Here is a 20,006-nt window from a genome sequence, read left to right on the forward strand (position 1 = left end):
CCTTAATAATTTTTAAGGGAGCAAAAAGTGTGAGGCTTGTAATACTTATACTACAAATCAAAACTAAAAAAAAGATTGCCAGTATGAGAGATTATTCGTTCAACGTACAGAAAACTCGTTGAATACTATAAAACCTTGTAGGAATTAGGAATATTGCATACAGGAATCGGGTTCATTTTGTGTTGGTTAGCCTTGTTTAGGCGTAAGTAAGTGTTAAAAACGGCTTGTTTTCTTCCTTCAAAGTCAGTTGGGTTTTTACCATTTCCTTGCATTTTCATGGCCCATTCCAATTCATCATAACTCGCTCCAATTTGATCTTCGTCGGTACGGCTATCGCCAAAAAGACCATCTGTTGGTGCGGCCTCTAAAATAGATACTGGAACTTCCAAATATCTGCCTATTTCATAGACTTCACTTTTAAGTAAATCAGCTATTGGGCTTAAATCTACTCCGCCATCTCCATATTTTGTATAAAACCCAACGCCAAAATCTTCTACTTTATTACCAGTACCAGCAACCAAATACCGATGTAGTCCTGCAAAATAGTACAATGTACTCATACGTAAACGGGCTCTTGTGTTGGCCAATGCTAAATCTAAGAAAGTATCATCACTGGTTTGCGGTACTTCCCTTTTAAATTGTTCAAAAACGGAAGTAAGGTCTATTTTTACATCACTTACATTGGCATAATGTGTTTTTAAACCGGCAATGTGTTCTTGTCCACGAGTAACTTGGCTTTGAGCTTGGTGTATTGGCATTTCCAAACATAATGTTCTAAGGCCTGTTTTGGCACACAATGCAGATGTCACGGCAGAATCAATACCCCCGCTTATACCCACAACAAAACCATCCATATTGGCATTTGTAGCATATTCTTTCAACCAATTTACAATGTGATTTACTACTTTTTCAGTTTGCATAGTGCTTCTTTATTTGTTGGTAAACTTTAAAGTGAGAATGCGTATCACCCCAATATTTTGAACTATAAAGCCTACCTTTGCAAACAAAAATAAACTAAAGTTAAAATTTAAAAAAGGAGATAACGTTAAACAGTTGTCAAATTGTAGTTGTATATGAAATTTTACGCATTGTTATTAGGAATAGCCCTTTTTACGGCTTGTGATTCAAAAAGTAAAAAAGAAAAGGAAATTGAAGCCATTCCTATGGATGTACAAGTAGTTCGTTTTGATAAGGAATTTGCGGCTGCATCTGTTCAAGATATTCCGAAACTTAAAAAAGAATACCCACAATTTTTTCCGAAGCAATTTGCAGATAGCGTTTGGGTGTCTAGAATTCAAGATACGTTACAACAACAGTTAGATAAAGAAGTTGCTAAACAGTTTCCTGATAATACTAAGATTGAAGATCAACTCATTCCTTTGTTTCAACATATACAATACTATTTTCCTGAATTTACAGCGCCAACGGTTTTTACAGTAACTTCAGATGTGGATTATAGCAATAAAGTAATAACAACTGATACGATGTTGGTTGTTGCACTCGATACATATTTGGGGAGCGATCATCATTTTTACGAAGGCATTCAGCAATATATTTCTAAAGACTTAAATCCGGCTCAACTTGCACCAGATGTAGCTTCGGTTTATGCTCGGCAGCTTATTTCAAAACCGCAAAAACGAGATTTTTTAGCTCAGATGATTTTCTTCGGAAAAGAGCTTTATTTAAAAGATCTTTGGCTTCCAAATACCCATGATGCAGAAAAAATTGGTTACACGGAACCCGAATTACAGTGGGCACAGGAAAATGAGGAGTATATGTGGCGTTATTTTGTTGAAAAAGAACTGCTGTACAGTACCAATCCTAAATTACCAGCCCGTTTTATAAACAAAGCGCCTTTTTCAAAATTCTATTTGGAAATTGATAATGAATCGCCTGGAATGATAGGGTGTTATCTAGGTTGGCAAATTGTACGTGCTTACATGAAAAACAACTCGGTTGACCTTAAAAAAATGTTACAAGAACAACCAGAAACGATATTTAATAATTCAAAATATAAACCAAAAAAGTAATGGCAAAAAACACTTCAAAAATTAACATAAACATCGACCTTGACGAAAATAAAGTTCCTGAAAAATTACAATGGTCCGCTCCAGATGGAGGTGTGGAAAATGAAGAAGCAAAGGCGATTTTTTTAAATGTTTGGGACAGTGAAAAAAGAGAATCTTTACGTATCGATCTTTGGACCAAAGATATGCCTTTAGATGATATGAAAGTATTCTTTCACCAAACCTTAAGTGCAATGGCAGATACTTTTGAGCGTGCTACAAACGATGAAAAAATGAGCGCCACTATGCGTGATTTTTGTGATTATTTTGCTGAAAAGTTAGAACTTAAAAAAGAGTAGTGCGACTCATTTTTGTATACAATGCAAATTCAGGTAAACGCAATGCCTATTTAGATAGTTTGCATAAAATTATGAGTCCGTCAACTTATACTTGTAGTCTTTGCGAATTGACCTATGGCTTTTTTTCAGAAAAAAAAGAGTGGAAGCTATTTCGGAAACAAGAAAATATAGAAATGGATTTTTATCATAAAAATGAATTTGTGAAAAAATTCAAATCAAAATGGTTGCCTAAATATACGTTTCCAATAATCCTTTCAGAAAAAGATGATAGATTAGAGGTTTTTCTTTCTTCGGAAAAATTAAATGAATTAGAAACAGTCGAAGGTCTTGTTGAAAAAATTAGGAAAGGTCTAGCGTCCCGTTAACTTGACCAATATACTGTAAAACTTCGTCACGCCCAGTTGAATTGGTCGATGAGGTTACGAAAAATTGTGGCATTTCCATCCAAGTTTCAAGCATTTTCTCTTGATAGGCTTTTAAGTTTCGCTCTAAAGCTTTGGGTTTTAATTTATCAGCTTTGGTAAAAATAATAGCAAATGGTTGTTGGTTTTCACCCAACCATTCCATAAACTCAAGATCGACAGGTTGTGGTTCATGACGACAATCTATCAATACAAAGCCCATGATTAGTTGCTCTCTATTTTTAAAATACTCAGTAATAAATTTTTGAAATGTCTTTTTACTCTTTTTGGAAACCTTCGCGTAACCATAACCTGGCAAATCGACTAAATGCCAACTTTTATTAATCAAAAAATGATTAATAAGCTGTGTTTTACCAGGACGCCCGGATGTTTTTGCAAGGTTTTTTCGTTGCATTAACATATTGATAAGGGACGACTTACCAACGTTAGACCGGCCAATAAAAGCATATTCGGGTAAACGAGATTTAGGACATTTGGCAACATCGCTGTTGCTCATTACAAATTCTGCCGCTTTAATCTTCATATGGCTTAAAGATTTCGCTTTTGTAACCAGGCATACAGAAGTTTGTTAAACTCATCTGGATGTTCCATCATGGCAGCGTGGCCACATTTGTCGATCCAATATAAATCGGAGTCTGGTAGTAATTCATTAAATTCTGTGGCGACCTCAGGAGGGGTTACATTGTCATTTTTCCCCCAAATAATACAAGTTGGTGTTTCCATTTTAGGAAGATCCTTCGCCATATTATGTCTAATGGCGCTTTTTGCAATAGCCAAAGTTCGTATTAACTTATTTCGATCGTTTACCGAAGCATAAACTTCGTCCACAATTTCTTTAGTAGCAACAGCGGGATCGTAGAAAACATTTTCAGCTTTCTTCTGGATATATTCGTAATCGCCTCGTTTTGGGTAGCTTTCGCCCATAGCGCTTTCATATAGGCCAGAACTTCCAGTAATTACAAGTGCCTTAACTTTTTCAGGATATAATTTTGTGCAAAGCAAACCTATGTGGCCGCCTAATGAATTCCCTAACAAAATAACTTCCTCAAAACCTTTATGGTCAATAAATTCTGAAACGTATTTTGCGAAATTTTTCACGTTCGTTTTCAGTAAAGACATGCTGTAGATTGGTAATTCGGGAATGAGAATTTTGTAGCCTTTTTCAGGGAAAAAGTCTGTAACTCCATCAAAGTTGCTCAGCCCACCCATGAGTCCGTGTAAAACAACAACTGGCGTGCCTTCACCCAGTTCTATATATTTAAATTTTCCTTCTTCGTGTATTTGGTTCGCCATTCAATACTGAAATTATTAGAAGCAAAAGTAATCAAAATTATAGAACAATAGCTTTCTTCCTAAGATACAGTGCAATATTAATTTCTATAAAGAACTCTTATTCTTTATAGAAATTTTAATAAACAACTTAGCTTTTTTCTCTGAAGTAGAAATTGCTAATATGCTTTGATTAAAAAGGTTATTAACAATTAAACAGCTCTGAGTATTGAAAAATTAGTAAGTGGTAAAACTTATCAACAAAGTGGTAAAAAGTGGTAAAAAGTGGTAAAACTTCTTTATATTTGAAACTAATAATAGCCAAAAAGTAACCCCTTAGTGCTCAATTTAATAGGTACATATGAATGCAAAGCAGACTCGAAAGGTCGAGTCATGATGCCGTCTGCGCTAAAAAAACAATTAGCTCCAGTGGCTCCAAGTGGATTTGTGGTTAAGCGTGCTGTTTTTCAGCCATGCCTTGAACTGTACCCGATGGATGAGTGGAATGGGTTGATGGCGAAGATGGGTAAACTAAACAGATTTAACCGTAAAAACAACGATTTTATCCGTCGCTTTACTGCAGGAGTTAAAACGGTTGAGCTAGATGCTACGGGTAGGCTGTTAATACCGAAAGACTTGATGTCTTTTGCTGGTTTGAGTAAAGAGTTAGTGCTCTCTTCAGCAATAAATATTGTAGAAATTTGGGATAAAGAGAAATACGAACAAGCTATTAACGATGCTGCCAGTGATTTTGCAGATCTGGCTGAGGAGGTAATGGGCGATGTCAATGATGATGATCATGGAATATCATAATCCGGTATTATTAACCGAAACGGTTGATGGGTTAAACATAGATCCTAACGGGGTCTATGTAGATGTGACCTTTGGTGGAGGAGGGCATTCGCGAGAAATATTAAAGCATCTTGGTGAAAACGCAAAATTAATAGCCTTTGACCAAGACAAGGATGCGCTTGAGAATGCTATCGACGACCCGAGGTTTTTGTTAATTAATGAAAATTTTAGGTTTCTCAAGCGCTTCTTACGCTTTTACGGCTATAAAGAAGTTGATGGAATTTTAGGTGATTTTGGAGTTTCATCGCATCAGTTTGATGTAGCAGAACGTGGTTTTTCAACTCGTTTTGAAGCTGATCTGGATATGCGGATGAATCAAAAAAGTGAGTTTTCGGCATTTAACGTGGTTAATAATTATGATGAGAAGCAATTGCGAAGCGTGTTGTCTCAATACGGTGAGTTAAGAGCAGCAGCCGGAATGGCTCGTGTAATCGTTGAGGCAAGACTTGATGGCGAAATAAAAACTAGCGAACAGCTTAAGAAGGCATTAGGACGTTTTCTTCCAAAGCATAGGGAGAACAAAATATTGGCTCAAATTTATCAAGCTATTCGTATAGAGGTAAATCAAGAGCTAGAGGTTTTAAAAGAATTTTTATTGCAAACGCAAGAAGTTTTAAAACCTGGCGGGAGATTGAGTTTGATAAGCTATCATTCGTTAGAAGATCGTTTGGTAAAAAGATATATGAGGGATGGACAGTTTGAGGGGCAACCTGAGAAAGATGTGTTTGGAAGAGTAGAGGTTCCTTTTAAGCGAGTGGGAAAATTTATAATTCCTTCCGAAGAAGAAATAAAAGAAAATAATCGTGCTCGTAGTGCAAAACTTCGAGTAGCAGAAAAATTATAATGAAGAAAAACTTTTACAACATAATAAAAGGAAAGTTTTTGGTGAATGACGATGCGCTTAAAAATTGGCGTTTCATCTTTTTTTTGTCATTATTAGCGTTAGTTATGATTGCGAGTTCGCATAGCGCAGATAAAAAAGTATACAAAATAGCGAAGCTTAACAATGAGGTGAAAGAATTAAAAAGTGAATATCTGGACATTCGAAAGCGGCTTATGCAAACCCGAATGGAAAGTAAAATTGAAGTGGCGATGGCAAAAAGGGGATTGAAACCCTCGGTTACGCCCCCTCAAAAAATTAAAATTATAAAAAAAGAATAGTACGGTGGCCATAGAAGAAAAGAACATATTGAACCGCCTTTATATTATCGCAGGATGTATGTTCATCTTCGCGATTGCTGTTGCTATTAAATTGGTGAACATTCAATTTGTCGAAGGTGAGCAATATCGCGAATTGGCTCTTAAAAACACTACTCGTAATTTTACAATTCCTGCCAATAGAGGAAATGTTTATGCCGAAGATGGTAGTTTATTGGCAACTTCGGTTCCTAAATACGATATTCGGTTTGATGCCGTAACCGTTTCTTCTGAAAACTTTAAAAACAACATGGTGCCACTTTCTAAAGAAATGAGCAAAATGTTTAACCGTCCGGCTTCGTATTATCAAAATGTGTTCAGAAAAGCGCGAGCAAATAAAAATAGATACTTATTAATTGCTCGGAATTTAGGCTATTCTGACTACATAAAAATGAAAAATTTTCCACTTTTCAAATTAGGTCCGTACAAAGGCGGAATTATTGTAGAACAGCGTACCGTTCGTGAACACCCACTGGGAAAAGTTGCGGAGCGTTTGGTGGGAAATCAAAAAAATAACAGCCCTGGCGTGTATGAAGTTGGGTTTGAAGGCGCTTTTGATGAGTATTTACGTGGAAAAGAAGGAAAACGCCTCAAACAAAAAATTGCGCGCGGTCAATGGAAACCAGTATTTGATGAAAACGAAGTAGAGCCTCAAGATGGGTACGATGTTATTTCAACGATTAATGCCAATATTCAAGATATTGCGCATCATGCATTGTTAAAGCAAATGGAGCATTATGAAGCAGAGCACGGCTCTGTAATTGTTATGGAGGTTAAAACTGGTGAAATAAAAGCAGTTGCTAATCTCGGTAGAACTTCTAATGGAAATTATTACGAAAAACTTAATTATGCCGTAGGTGAAAGCCATGAACCGGGTTCTACTTTTAAAGTAATGGCTATGATGGCTGCTTTAGAAGATAAAAAGATTGACACAACAACAGTGGTTGATACCAAAGAGGGTAGAAAGCGCTTTTACGGTCGCTATATCCACGATTCGAAACATGGTGGTTATGGTGAAATATCTGCCGCTAAAGCGTTAGAAGTGTCTTCCAATATTGGTCTAGCAACTATTATAGATGAAGCATATTCTGAAAACCCAGAACAGTTTATTGATCATTTAAAAGAGTGGCGTTTAGACAAAAAAATAGGTATAAAAATAAAGGGAGAAGGTAAGCCAGTAATCCCAGGACCAGGACATGAATTATGGAGTAAAAACGCACTTCCCTCGATGGCGTATGGTTATAATTTAAGATTAACTCCTCTTCAAACCTTGGCTTTCTACAATGCAATCGCCAACGATGGTGTTATGGTAAAGCCAAGGTTTATTAAAGAAATAAGAGCTTGGAACCATGAAGTTGAAACGTTTGATACGGAAGTTGTGAACGATCAAATTTGTTCAGAAGAAACTTTACATGAAATTCGGGATATTCTTAAAAACATCGTAAGACGAGGCACAGGGAAGCCATTGTACTCTAAATATTTTTCAATGGCTGGAAAAACTGGAACAGCTCGTACAGAATACTGGATGGATGATTGGGATAAAGATCGTCGGTATATTTCATCTTTCTCAGGTTATTTTCCAGCAGAAAGTCCAAAATATTCCTGCATTGTAGTAATTCACAAGCCTAGTACTAAAAAAGGGTATTATGGAGCCGATGTTACTGGCCCCGTATTTAAACGTATCGCCCAGAAAATCTTTACCGAGTCTCCATTAGTTGCTGAAATAGCTAATGTAGATGAAGAAGACCCAATTTTAGAAAAAGATTATGAAACCTATTATCCAAAAGCACAAGCACATTACACGAAGGTTCCTAATGTAAAAGGAATGGCGGGAATGGACGCCGTGTCATTACTGGAGAATTTAGGCTTAAAAGTGCAAATAGTAGGAAACGGAACCGTAGCCAATCAATCCATAGAATCGGGTGAAGCTTTAAAACGCGGTCAACAAATAACCTTGAAATTATCGTGATAATATTAAAAGACATACTCTATAAAATCCCAATCGAAAAAACGATAGGAAGTACCACGGTGGCTGTTCGGAATATAGAATTTGATTCACGGAACGTTGGGCTTAACGATGTTTTTGTTGCGATAAAAGGAACAGTTTCAGATGGACACGACTATATTTTAAAAGCTTCGGAACAAGGAGCGCTGGTTATTATTTGCGAAACCCTTCCCGAAACAGTTATCAATGGAATCACTTACGTGCAAGTGGCCGATTCGCATAAAGCATTGGCAATTTTGGCCGCTAATTATTATGAAAATCCTTCAGAAAAGATAAAACTGGTTGGCATTACTGGAACGAATGGAAAAACAACCATTTCAACCTTATTGTACGATTTGTTTACAGCTGCAGGGTATAAAACAGGACTTATTTCTACAGTAAAGGTAATAGTGAATGATACCCGTTACGAAGCAAAACGAACCACACCAGATTCGCTTACCATAAACCGTTATTTACAAGAAATGGTTGAGGCTGGTGTTGAATATTGCTTTATGGAAGTGAGTTCGCACGGAATTCATCAAAAACGTACAGAAAGCTTGCATTTTGCAGGTGGAATTTTCACCAATTTGACGCACGAGCATTTAGATTATCACAAGGACTTTAAAGAATACCGAGACGTTAAAAAGAAATTTTTCGATCAATTGCCAAAATCAGCTTTTGCCTTGACGAATGCAGATGATAAAAATGGAGCTGTTATGCTTCAGAATACAGCTGCTAAAAAATATACCTACGCCTTAAAAAGCTACGCAGATTATAAAGCACAAATACTAGAAAATAATTTCACAGGGTTATTACTGAAAATTAACAACAATGAAATCTGGGTAAAACTAATTGGAGCATTTAATGCCTACAATATGTTGGCCATCTTTGGAGCTGCAGATATTTTAGGAATGGAAACATTGGAGTTGCTTCAACTTATGAGCACTTTGGAGAGTGTAGATGGACGGTTTCAGTATCTAATTTCAGAAAAAAAGATAACCGCAATTGTTGACTATGCTCATTCACCAGATGCCTTAAAAAATGTGTTGGAGACCATTAACAGTATTCGAACAGGTAATGAAGAATTGATAACCGTCGTAGGTTGTGGAGGAGACCGTGATGCGACCAAGCGCCCTATAATGGGTAAAATTGCTGCCACCTTAAGTACTAAAGTTGTTTTTACGAGTGATAATCCAAGAACGGAAAATCCCGATAAAATTGTAGAAGAAGTAGAAGCAGGCGTGCCTGCTGAGCATTTTAATAAAACGGTTTCGATTACCAATAGAAAACAAGCCATTAAAAACGCTTGCCAAATGGCGCAGGAAAACGACATTATATTAATTGCTGGGAAAGGACATGAAACGTATCAAGAAATTAATGGTGAGCGAATCGATTTTGACGATTTTAAAATAGTAAACCAGTTTTTAAACGCCCTAAATAAATAATCATGCTGTATTACTTGTTTGAATATTTAGAAAAAGAATACCAGCTTCCAGGAGCGAGCCTTTTTGGGTTTATCACCTTTAGAGCAGCTTTGTCGGTTATTTTATCGCTGTTTATTGCAACGGTTTACGGAAAAAAAATAATCAAGTATCTGCAAAGGAAACAAATGGGCGAGAACATTCGCGATTTGGGTTTAGAAGGACAAAATGAAAAAGCAGGAACCCCAACCATGGGTGGTTTGATTATCATTTTGGCAACCTTGGTTCCGGTTCTTTTATTCGCCAAGTTGGAAAACATCTACGTGATTATGTTGATTGTAACTACAATTTGGATGGGAATCATTGGTTTTATTGATGATTATCTTAAAAAATTCAAAAATGATAAAGCTGGGTTGCCCGGGAAATTCAAAATTATAGGTCAAATTGGCTTAGGTATTTTTGTTGGGGTAACCATGTATATGCACCCTGATGTTACGGTAAAGCGTAAAATAATTAAGCCTACTGATAATACTGAAATAGTTGCTGCAAATACATCTCAAGAAGAATTTAATCCGGAAGAAAAAACGCTACTTACAACCATTCCTTTTATAAAGGAGAATGAGTTTAACTATGAAAAATTAGTTAGTTGGGCAGGGGAAGAGTACACGAAATATGTATGGATTATCTTTATTCCAATCGTAATTTTTATTATCACCGCCGTCTCAAATGGAGCCAATCTCACGGATGGAATTGATGGTCTAGCAGCAGGCTCTTCTGCCATAATAGGGATAACCCTCGCCATTTTTGCATGGGTATCTGGTAACGTGATTTTTTCCGATTACTTAAACATCATGTACATCCCAAATACGGGAGAACTGACCATTTTCATTACAGCATTTGTAGGGTCGCTTATTGGGTTTTTGTGGTACAATGCGTATCCAGCTCAAGTATTTATGGGAGATACAGGGAGTCTTACTATTGGAGGGATTATAGCCGTTATGGCAATTGCCATTCGAAAAGAATGGTTAATCCCTATTCTCTGCGGCATCTTTTTAATGGAAAATCTTTCCGTGGTGTTGCAAGTGGGGTGGTTTAAATACACAAAGAAAAAATTTGGTGAAGGGAGACGCATTTTCAGAATGTCACCTTTACATCACCATTATCAGGTAAAAGGATTTCACGAAAGTAAAATTGTTACCCGTTTTTGGATTATAGGAATTTTTCTGGCGATTCTGACGATTGTCACGCTTAAAATTAGATAACAATGACAGAGCGTCTAGTAATTTTAGGAGCCGGAGAAAGTGGAGTAGGAACAGCCCTATTAGGAAAGAAAAAAGGATTTGAAGTCTTTGTTTCAGACTTCGGAAAAATAAAAGAAACGTATAAACAAGTTCTTATACATAATGAGATTGAGTGGGAAGAAGAAGGCCATAGTGAAGAAAAAGTGCTTTCGGCAGATATTGTAATGAAAAGTCCGGGAATTCCCGATACGGCTAAAATTGTTACAAAACTGAAAGAAAAAGGCGTTAAAGTGATTTCTGAAATTGAATTTGCTTCAACATTTACTGATGCAACCATCGTAGGAATTACGGGAAGCAATGGAAAAACAACAACTGCCACGCTAACCTATGAAGTATTAAAAAAGGGAGACATGAATGTCGCTTTAGGTGGAAACGTAGGGAAGAGTTTTGCACAGCAAGTTTCCGAAGAAAAGTTTACAAGCTATGTGTTGGAGTTAAGTAGCTTTCAATTGGACGGAATTGAAACATTTAAACCGCATATAGCTGTTTTAACCAACATTACGCCGGATCATTTAGATAGGTATGATCACGATTTCAGTAAATACATTGCTGCAAAATTTAGAATAGCAATGAATCAAACAGCTAATGATTACTTTATTTATGATGCAGATGATGACGTGATTACAGAATGGCTTTCAGAACATCCAATACAATCTCGATTACTGCCTTTTTCAGCAAAAAAAGAACTGAAACAAGGTGCTTATATAAAAAACAACGAAATAATAATAACAATAGATAATAACCAATTTACTATGCCAATCTCAACCTTAGGATTAAAAGGAGAACACAATACAAAGAATGCTATGGCAGCCTCGACTGTTGCCAAGCTTTTAAAAATTAGAAAAGCAACCATCCGTGAATCGATGGAAAGCTTTCAGGGGGTGGAGCACCGCCTTGAAAAAGTCCTAAAAATTAATAATGTGATGTACATTAATGATTCTAAGGCTACCAATGTAAACGCAACCTTTTATGCGTTGGATAGTATGGAAAGCCCAACAGTATGGATCGTTGGTGGTGTAGATAAAGGAAACGATTATACTGATTTACTTCCATTAGTAAACGAAAAAGTAAAAGCTATTGTTTGTTTAGGGGTAGACAATGAAAAACTAACAAAGCAGTTTGGAAATATTGTTGATATGATGGTGGAAACACAATCGATGCAAGAGGCAGTGCAAATAGCTTATAGACTGGCAGAACGAGGCGATAATGTATTGTTGTCACCAGCCTGCGCAAGTTTCGATTTGTTTACAAACTACGAAGATAGAGGAAGACAGTTTAAAGAATCGGTAAGACATTTATAAAGAGTAAGAAGAACATCAATGCGGGAAATTTTTCAACATATTAAAGGAGATCGGGTGATTTGGGCCACTGTGGCACTATTGGCTGTATTTTCCTTTTTACCTGTATATAGTGCCAGTAGTAACTTGGCATACTTATACGGAGATGGAAATACGTTGCCGTTTTTGCTAAAACATTTTGCACACCTATTGTTAGGTTTTGCCATTTTGTATGGTGTGCACAAAATACCATTTCATTATTTTAGGGGTCTGTCCATTATTGCGTTACCATTGGTTGTGGTATTGTTATTATTAACGCTTGGGCAAGGGACTACTATTGACGGAGCAAATGCCAGTCGCTGGATTCGTGTGCCTTTTGTGGGTGTTACGTTTCAGACTTCTACATTGGCGGCGGTTGTTTTATTAACCTATGTAGCCCGGTATTTATCTAAAATAAAAGGAGAAACAGTAACTTTTAAAGAGACGTTACTTCCGCTTTGGCTACCTGTATTTATTGTATTAGCATTAATTCTGCCTGCTAACTTTTCAACCACGGCCATCATATTTGCAATGGTTGTGGTATTGGTGTTTGTAGGAGGATATCCAATAAAATATTTAGGAATCATTCTAGGCGCAGGTTTATTGTGTTTAACCTTGTTTGTACTCACAGCAAAAGCATTTCCGGGGGTATTCCCAAATAGGGTAGACACGTGGATAAGTCGAGTAGAAAACTTTGCCGACGGAGAAGATACCGAAGCAGATTACCAGATTGAAAAAGCGAAAATTGCCATTGCTTCGGGAGGAATTACGGGACTAGGGCCTGGTAAAAGTATTCAGAAAAACTTTTTACCGCAATCATCTTCCGATTTTATCTATGCGATTATAGTTGAAGAATTTGGCTTAGTTGGAGCCTTGTTTTTAATGTCGCTATACTTGTTTTTATTATTTAGATTGGTAATCGTAGCACATAAATCAACTTCGATTTTTGGAAAACTATTAGTAATTGGAGTAGGCTTGCCCATTGTGTTTCAAGCCTTGATAAATATGGCTGTAGCGGTCGAATTGTTTCCGGTAACGGGACAAACATTGCCATTGGTTAGTAGTGGTGGAAGTTCCATTTGGATGACGTGTTTAGCAATAGGAATGGTATTGAGTGTTAGTGCTAACCGGCAAATAAAGAAAGAGAAAGAAGAACGGGAAGAAAACCCATTAGATATTTTAAGTGAAACCATATAAATTCATCATATCAGGCGGCGGAACCGGAGGACATATCTATCCGGCGATTGCTATTGCAGACGAACTTCAGCAACGATATCCTGAAGCAGAATTCCTGTTTGTGGGAGCTAAAGATCGTATGGAAATGGAAAAAGTCCCTAATGCAGGTTATAAGATTGAAGGGTTGTGGATTTCAGGAATACAGCGAAAACTAAGTTTAAAAAACGTGATGTTTCCTCTTAAATTGATTTCAAGTTTATTGAAATCTAGAAAAATATTAACAAAATTTAAACCTACTGTAGCTATTGGTACAGGAGGCTATGCGAGTGCACCTTTATTACGAAGCGCATCCCAAAAAGGAATTCCTTGTTTAATTCAAGAACAGAATAGCCACGCGGGAATCACTAATAAATGGTTAAGTAGCAAAGCAAATGCTATTTGTGTAGCATATAACGGGATGGAGAAATTTTTCCCTTCTGAAAAAATAGTATTTACAGGAAACCCAGTACGACAAGATTTACTGGATATTTCTAAGAAAAGAAACAAAGCGCAACAGTTTTTTAACCTCGATGCGAATAAAAAAACGCTGTTGGTGTTAGGCGGAAGTTTAGGCGCGAAAAAGATCAACGAACTTATTGATAACTCGCTTTCGTTTTTTGAAGAAAAAAATGTTCAGGTCATTTGGCAGTGCGGGAAGTTTTATGAAGAAACTTATAAAAACAAATCGACAGGAACGACTCAAGTTCATGCTTATTTAAATAGGATGGATTTGGCGTATGCAGCAGCAGATATTATTATTTCAAGAGCAGGAGCTTTATCGGTTTCCGAATTGTGTTTGGTAGGGAAGCCGGTTATTTTCATTCCGTCGCCTAATGTGGCAGAAGACCATCAAACTAAAAACGCACAAGCGGTTTCAGAAAATAATGCCGCTATTTTGTTAAAAGAAAACCAATTGGAAGAACAATTTGAAAGTAAATTTTCAGCTTTGCTTTCTTCCGAAGAAAAACAAAAGGAACTTTCTGAGAACATAAAAAAAATGGCAAAACCCAATGCCACAAAAGATATCGTTGTAGAAATTGAAAAATTAATTTCTGAACAAAAAGGGAGCTAACTAATGAAGCATTTAGACAACATACAAACGCTTTATTTTATCGGTATCGGAGGTATCGGGATGAGTGCGTTGGCTCGTTATTGTAAGCTAAAAGGTTACAATGTGTTGGGGTATGATAGAACGGAGAGTGACATTACTGAAACGTTAGAAAAAGAAGATATTTCAGTTTCTTTTATAGATTCGGTGGAAGAAATTTCAAAGAACAGTTTTGATAAGGGAAAAACATTGGTTGTCAGTACACCGGCTGTTAAACACAACAACATCTTGTCTTGGTTTCAGGAAAATGAATACAACATCGTAAAACGAGCAGCTTTGCTAGGCGAAGTTACTAAAAACACTTTTTGCTTGGCTGTTGCAGGAACCCACGGTAAAACCACAACTTCAGCTATTTTAGGACACTTATTGGCTGAAACAGGAATGGCGGTTACCGCTTTCTTGGGTGGGATTGCAGAGAATTACAACTCAAATTTTATTTCAAATGGAACACTAATTACGGTGGTTGAAGCAGATGAATTTGACCGTTCCTTTATGCAATTACGTCCAGATATAGCGTGTATCACATCTATGGATCCTGATCATTTGGATATTTATGGAGATGTTTCAGAATTTGAAAAAACCTTTAAAGATTTTGCAAGGTTAGTTCCTGAGAAAGATCATTTATTGCATAAAAAAGGCTTGTCTTTAAGCGGAAAAACGGTTGCAATTGAAGAAACAGCCGATTATGAAGCTCAAAACGTCCGTATTGAAGATGGCGGGTATGTGTTTAACCTAAAAACACCAACCCGAACTCTTGAAGATTTACGTTTTTATTTACCCGGAAAACATAACCTACATAATGCTGTAACAGCTCTGGGTATGGCGATTTTAGCAGGTTCCCCAACCCGTCGTCTACCCGAAGCGTTACAAAGTTTTAAAGGCGTGCAAAGACGATTTTCGTATAAAATTAAAACGGATAACTTGGTGTTGATTGATGATTATGCACATCACCCAACCGAATTGAATGCATTGCATCAAGCTGTCGCAGAAATGTATCCAAATGAAAGCAAATTGATTGTTTTTCAGCCACATCTTTTTAGCCGAACAAAAGATTTTGCAGAAGGGTTTGCTGAAAGTTTGTCAAAATTTGATGAGATAATCCTGTTAGATATCTATCCAGCACGAGAAGAACCTATGGAAGGAATTACTTCAAAATGGTTGCTAGAAAAGATTGATTCCGATAAAAAAAGTTTGGTTTCAAAAGAAGATTTACCTATCGTTATAGAGCAATCAAACTGTAAAGTGAAAGTAATGGCAGGTGCCGGTGACATTGGGGTTGAAGTAAATAAAGTAAAAAAGTATTTAGAACATGAAGCGTAGTTGGGAATACATAAAATTTGTGTTGCTATTTGGCTTAGTTGTGTTTTTATTCAGCTTTACCAAACAACGAAATAGTAGTAGAAACTTAGAAAAAACTACTATTGAATTCTTAGATGAGAGTAGCCCTTTCATCACACGCAATACAGTTAATAAATTGTTGATACAAAATTACGATAGTGTTACGAGCATCCGTAAAGATAGGTTAGTTTTGAAAGAGGTGGAGTCTCGTTTATTAGAAAACGACATGATATTTGATGCTCAGGTGTTTATTACCTTATCTGGGACGCTTGGAGCTAAGATAAAACAAAGAAAACCACTAGGTAGAGTTGCTGCCTCGCTGGATTATTATATTGATGAAGAAGGAAAGGAAATGCCATTGTCATCAGTTTATACAGAAAGGGTGCCATTAATAACCGGAGTTTCAAAATCGAATTTTAGCACTGTAACTCCTTTATTAAAAGCAATAAATGAAGATCCATTTATGAAAAGTAGCGTAATAGGCTTAGAGCTTCGGCAAAATGGAAATATTGAATTAAGATTACGAAAACATAATTTTAAAGTGCTTTTTGGGAAACCAAAAGCGATAGCCAATAAGTTTCAAAACTTTAAGGCGTTTTATAAGAAAACAAAACAAGATAATAAGCTTTCAAGCTACAAATTGGTCAATTTACAATTTGGTAACCAAGTAGTAGCAACAAAATTATAAAGCGATGGAAAACGAGAACATAGCTGTAGGATTAGATATTGGAACCACCAAGATTGTAGCCATGATTGGTCGTAAGAATGAGTATGGGAAAGTAGAGATATTAGGTATTGGAAGGTCTAAAAGTCTCGGTGTACATAGAGGGGTGGTTAATAATATTACACAAACTATACAATCTATACAGCAAGCGGTGCAAGATGCTGAAACGTCTTCAGGAATGAAGATTGACAATGTAATGGTAGGTATTGCTGGCCAGCATATACGAAGTTTGCAACATAGTGATTATATAACCCGCAGCGACAGTGATGAAGTAATTGACGAAGCTGATATAGAACGCTTATGTAATCAAGTTCATAAACTAGTGATGTTGCCTGGAGAAGAAATTATCCACGTGCTTCCGCAGGATTTTAAAGTAGATGGTCAAGCTGAAGTAAAAGAACCCATCGGTATGTACGGCGGCCGCTTAGAGGCTAATTTCCATGTAGTAGTAGGGCAGGTTTCTTCTATACGTAATGTCGGCAGATGTATTAAAAGTGCTGGCTTAAACCTTTCTGCAATTACATTAGAACCATTGGCTTCGGCAAACGCTGTATTAAGCAGAGAGGAAAAAGAAGCAGGAGTAGCATTGATTGATATTGGTGGTGGGACAACAGATTTAGCCATTTTCAAAGATGGAATTATTCGTCATACAGCTGTAATACCTTTCGGCGGCGGCGTAATAACAGAAGATATAAAAGAAGGGTGTTCTATTATCGAAAAACAAGCTGAATTGCTGAAAATTAAATTTGGTTCTGCTTGGCCGGGGGAAAACAAAGAAAACGAAATTGTTTCCATTCCAGGTTTGCGAGGACGCGAACCTAAAGAAATTACGCTGAAAAACCTTTCAAAAATAATTCACGCCCGTACGGTCGAAATTATTGAACAAGCATATTTAGAAATAAAAAATTACGGTCACGAAGAACAAAAGAAAAAACTAATAGGTGGAATTGTATTGACTGGTGGCGGTGCCCAATTGCAGCACTTAAAACAATTGGTTGAGTATATAACTGGGATGGATACCCGCATAGGATATCCAAACGAGCATCTGGCTGGTGGCAGTGATGATGAAACTACAAGCCCCACTTATGCTACGGCAGTAGGGTTGGTGCTTAGTAGCTTAAATAATCAAGAAAAGGAACAGCAAAAAAAGCAAGAAAAACAGGTTGAAGATACTGAAGAAAGCGATACCGAGACTATTGAAGAACCAACCAAGGCTGAAGAAGAAAAGGAGCAACCACCAAAAGAGCGCAAACGTTTTCTAGACAAATGGGCTGAAAAGTTCAAGGAGTTTCTAGATAACGCAGAATAAAAATAAAAAAAGAAGAAAAAGAAACCTCACAAAAAACAAATACTATGAGCAGCAACACAGATTTTGATAACATTTCGTTCGATCTGCCCAAAAACCAATCAAATGTCATAAAGGTAATTGGCGTTGGTGGTGGAGGTAGCAACGCGATCAATCACATGTTTAACCAAGGAATAAAAGGAGTTGACTTTGTGATTTGTAATACTGACGCACAAGCATTGGAGAACAGCTCGGTGCCTATTAGAATTCAACTAGGTGTTTCTTTAACCGAAGGGTTAGGAGCAGGTGCTAATCCTCAAATAGGGGAGCAGTCTGCTATGGAAAGCATGGAAGAAATTAAAGGCATGCTTACTACCAATACCAAAATGATTTTTATTACAGCCGGAATGGGCGGTGGTACGGGAACTGGAGCAGCACCAATTATTGCCAAAATGGCGAAAGAGCTAGATATTCTAACAGTGGGGATTGTTACTATCCCTTTTCAGTTTGAAGGGAAAACCCGTAACGAACAAGCTCAAATTGGAGTGGAGAAATTGCGCCAAAATTGTGATTCTCTTATTGTGATTAACAACAATAAACTGCGAGAGGTTTATGGAAATCTTGGTTTTAAAGCTGGTTTCTCAAAAGCAGACGAAGTACTTGCCACAGCTGCCCGTGGTATTGCTGAAGTTATTACACATCACTACACACAAAACATTGACTTGCGTGATGCCAAAACGGTACTGGCTAACAGTGGCACTGCCATTATGGGGAGTGCAAGTGCTACCGGTGCCAAAAGAGCGAGTGAGGCTATTGGTAAAGCGTTAGACTCTCCTCTGTTGAACGATAATAAAATTAAAGGTGCTAAGAACGTACTGTTGCTCATCGTTTCTGGTACTGAAGAAATTACAATTGACGAAATTGGAGAAATAAGTGATCATATTCAAGATGAAGCTGGTCATAGCGCCAATATTATTATGGGGGTTGGTGAAGATGAAGACTTGGAAGGTGCTATTGGTATTACTGTTATTGCAACTGGGTTTAATGCAGAACAGCAAGATGATATTGTAAATACTGAGAGCAAAAAAATAATTCATACCCTAGAAGAGGAACAAAAGGCAGAACATGACTTATCTGTTAAGCCAGGAGCGACTCCCATTGAATTACCCAAACAGAAAGAACCTGTAAAAGAGGAAAAGCCCGTTATCAAGCATACTTTGTTTGAAGAAGAAGAAGTTGAGGAAAAAATGCCTCCTATTTCTGAAACTAAAAAGCCAGAACCTACTCGTTCAAGAGAAAAAGAAAAAGGTTCAATCCCTTTTGAAGGCTATGTGGAAACTTCAGAACTTTTAAAAAATATAGATGTTTCATATGAAGAAATAGACATTCATCGCATTGCCGAATTTGAACAATTGGTAATCAACGAAATGGATGTAAACGATTTTGTAATCGTTGAACCGAAAAAGAAAGAACAACAAGTTCAACAAAAACAGGTTTCAAATGAGTCTCGTCAGAATGCAGGAGAAACGGCTAAACAAAATCAGGAAATAGCTGCAGAAAGTGAAGACCAAATGTTGATGTTTGACCTTCCTGTAAACGCTGTTTCAGATTCTAATAAGAATTATAAAAAAGAAGAGGAAGATCAAGATACAATAACTTCAGAGGTTGATGATATTGAAGTGAAAGATCACGTAGAGGTTATTCCTGTAACTGAGTTCTCAAATGAAGGTGTTAAGCGTTATAGTTTAGACGACTATCAGGAAAAAGAAGATGAGCTTTTAAACGCTAAACCAAAGACAGAAAAAGACGAAACAGTAGAAGAGGAGTTGGTCTTTGAAAAGAAAACAGTAGCGCCAACAGAAGAGGTTTCAGAAAATGATTCTTCTAGCGAAGAAGTTGATCCATTAAATTCGCCTATTTCAAAACTATTGAAAGACCGTACCGAAGAGCGTAAACGAAAAATGAAAGACTTTAATTATAAGTTTAGAAACAGTGGTTCTAAAATTGATGATATTGAAAAGCAACCCGCATATAAGCGTATGGGGATTGATTTAGATGAAAAAAATGATACTGACGGTTCCCTTTCACGGACATCGGTAAACAGTGATGATGATGATATTGACTTACGTAGTAATAATTCTTTCTTACATGATAATGTAGATTAAATGTGAACAAAATAAAATTTTTAAACCTACAAGGTCTCCTTGTA

General features: G+C 36.9%; 19 protein-coding genes. 16 read left to right on the top strand and 3 right to left on the bottom strand.

The features are described 5' to 3' along the window. Window positions 1-125 precede the first annotated feature (125 nt). Complete coding sequence (gene nadE, locus DZ858_RS06935) at window positions 126-920, bottom strand: NAD(+) synthase (protein ID WP_117158841.1); 795 nt, start codon at window positions 918-920, stop codon at window positions 126-128. A 153-nt stretch (window positions 921-1,073) separates the two neighbouring features. On the opposite strand from nadE, the gene gldB reads away from it, so the two are divergent. Genes gldB through DZ858_RS06950 form a run of 3 tightly spaced genes read left to right on the top strand, consistent with a single transcriptional unit; the run spans window position 1,074 to window position 2,730 of the window. After that, window positions 1,074-2,030, top strand: coding sequence for a gliding motility lipoprotein GldB (gldB, locus tag DZ858_RS06940; RefSeq protein WP_117158842.1), 957 nt, complete (start codon window positions 1,074-1,076; stop codon window positions 2,028-2,030). Further along, window positions 2,030-2,365, top strand: coding sequence for a gliding motility protein GldC (gene gldC / locus DZ858_RS06945; protein ID WP_117158843.1), 336 nt, complete (start codon window positions 2,030-2,032; stop codon window positions 2,363-2,365). The genes gldB and gldC overlap by 1 nt, the downstream gene beginning before the upstream one ends. After that, window positions 2,365-2,730 carry a GTPase gene (locus tag DZ858_RS06950; protein ID WP_117158844.1) on the top strand — a complete coding sequence of 122 codons (366 nt, stop codon included), beginning with the start codon at window positions 2,365-2,367 and terminating at the stop codon, window positions 2,728-2,730. Before gldC ends, DZ858_RS06950 begins: the two co-directional genes overlap by 1 nt. On the opposite strand, the gene yihA is transcribed toward DZ858_RS06950, so the two are convergent. Continuing rightward, window positions 2,705-3,310 carry a ribosome biogenesis GTP-binding protein YihA/YsxC gene (yihA, locus tag DZ858_RS06955; RefSeq protein WP_117158845.1) on the bottom strand — a complete coding sequence of 202 codons (606 nt, stop codon included), beginning with the start codon at window positions 3,308-3,310 and terminating at the stop codon, window positions 2,705-2,707. The two genes, DZ858_RS06950 and yihA, sit on opposite strands and share 26 nt — an antisense overlap. Before the next feature lie 5 nt (window positions 3,311-3,315). Further along, entirely contained in the window at window positions 3,316-4,080 is a 765-nt protein-coding gene (locus tag DZ858_RS06960; protein ID WP_117158846.1) for an alpha/beta fold hydrolase, read from the bottom strand. 315 nt (window positions 4,081-4,395) lie between these two features. On the opposite strand from DZ858_RS06960, the gene mraZ reads away from it, so the two are divergent. Genes mraZ through ftsZ form a run of 13 tightly spaced genes read left to right on the top strand, consistent with a single transcriptional unit; the run spans window position 4,396 to window position 19,962 of the window. Then, a complete protein-coding gene (gene mraZ, locus DZ858_RS06965) occupies window positions 4,396-4,869 on the top strand; it encodes a division/cell wall cluster transcriptional repressor MraZ (RefSeq protein ID WP_117158847.1) in 474 nt (157 codons plus the stop codon). Next, complete coding sequence (gene rsmH / locus DZ858_RS06970) at window positions 4,856-5,752, top strand: 16S rRNA (cytosine(1402)-N(4))-methyltransferase RsmH (protein WP_117159548.1); 897 nt, start codon at window positions 4,856-4,858, stop codon at window positions 5,750-5,752. Before mraZ ends, rsmH begins: the two co-directional genes overlap by 14 nt. Then, entirely contained in the window at window positions 5,752-6,069 is a 318-nt protein-coding gene (locus DZ858_RS06975) for an FtsL-like putative cell division protein (protein ID WP_117158848.1), read from the top strand. The genes rsmH and DZ858_RS06975 overlap by 1 nt, the downstream gene beginning before the upstream one ends. Before the next feature lie 4 nt (window positions 6,070-6,073). Then, window positions 6,074-8,074, top strand: a complete 2,001-nt coding sequence (locus tag DZ858_RS06980; RefSeq protein ID WP_117158849.1) for a penicillin-binding protein — start codon at window positions 6,074-6,076, stop codon at window positions 8,072-8,074. Then, entirely contained in the window at window positions 8,071-9,534 is a 1,464-nt protein-coding gene (locus DZ858_RS06985; protein ID WP_117158850.1) for a UDP-N-acetylmuramoyl-L-alanyl-D-glutamate--2,6-diaminopimelate ligase, read from the top strand. The genes DZ858_RS06980 and DZ858_RS06985 overlap by 4 nt, the downstream gene beginning before the upstream one ends. Before the next feature lie 2 nt (window positions 9,535-9,536). Continuing rightward, window positions 9,537-10,772, top strand: a complete 1,236-nt coding sequence (gene mraY, locus DZ858_RS06990) for a phospho-N-acetylmuramoyl-pentapeptide-transferase (RefSeq protein WP_117158851.1) — start codon at window positions 9,537-9,539, stop codon at window positions 10,770-10,772. 2 nt (window positions 10,773-10,774) lie between these two features. Then, window positions 10,775-12,112, top strand: coding sequence for a UDP-N-acetylmuramoyl-L-alanine--D-glutamate ligase (gene murD / locus DZ858_RS06995; RefSeq protein WP_117158852.1), 1,338 nt, complete (start codon window positions 10,775-10,777; stop codon window positions 12,110-12,112). An 18-nt stretch (window positions 12,113-12,130) separates the two neighbouring features. Then, window positions 12,131-13,324: an FtsW/RodA/SpoVE family cell cycle protein gene (locus DZ858_RS07000; RefSeq protein WP_117158853.1), complete on the top strand. Its 1,194-nt coding sequence runs from the start codon at window positions 12,131-12,133 to the stop codon at window positions 13,322-13,324. Next, a complete protein-coding gene (gene murG / locus DZ858_RS07005; RefSeq protein WP_117158854.1) occupies window positions 13,311-14,414 on the top strand; it encodes an undecaprenyldiphospho-muramoylpentapeptide beta-N-acetylglucosaminyltransferase in 1,104 nt (367 codons plus the stop codon). The genes DZ858_RS07000 and murG overlap by 14 nt, the downstream gene beginning before the upstream one ends. A 3-nt stretch (window positions 14,415-14,417) precedes the next feature. Then, complete coding sequence (gene murC, locus DZ858_RS07010; protein WP_117158855.1) at window positions 14,418-15,770, top strand: UDP-N-acetylmuramate--L-alanine ligase; 1,353 nt, start codon at window positions 14,418-14,420, stop codon at window positions 15,768-15,770. Then, the gene (locus DZ858_RS07015) at window positions 15,760-16,476 is read left to right on the top strand and encodes a cell division protein FtsQ/DivIB (protein WP_117158856.1); all 717 of its coding nucleotides are present in this window, start codon (window positions 15,760-15,762) and stop codon (window positions 16,474-16,476) included. The genes murC and DZ858_RS07015 overlap by 11 nt, the downstream gene beginning before the upstream one ends. A 4-nt stretch (window positions 16,477-16,480) precedes the next feature. Then, window positions 16,481-17,821 (top strand): cell division protein FtsA, encoded by a 1,341-nt coding sequence (gene ftsA, locus DZ858_RS07020; RefSeq protein WP_117158857.1) that lies wholly within the window; start codon window positions 16,481-16,483, stop codon window positions 17,819-17,821. 44 nt (window positions 17,822-17,865) lie between these two features. Then, window positions 17,866-19,962 (top strand): cell division protein FtsZ, encoded by a 2,097-nt coding sequence (gene ftsZ, locus DZ858_RS07025; RefSeq protein ID WP_117158858.1) that lies wholly within the window; start codon window positions 17,866-17,868, stop codon window positions 19,960-19,962. Window positions 19,963-20,006: the final 44 nt, after the last annotated feature.

It is taken from the genome of Marixanthomonas ophiurae, from assembly GCF_003413745.1.
Lineage (GTDB): Bacteria > Bacteroidota > Bacteroidia > Flavobacteriales > Flavobacteriaceae > Marixanthomonas > Marixanthomonas ophiurae.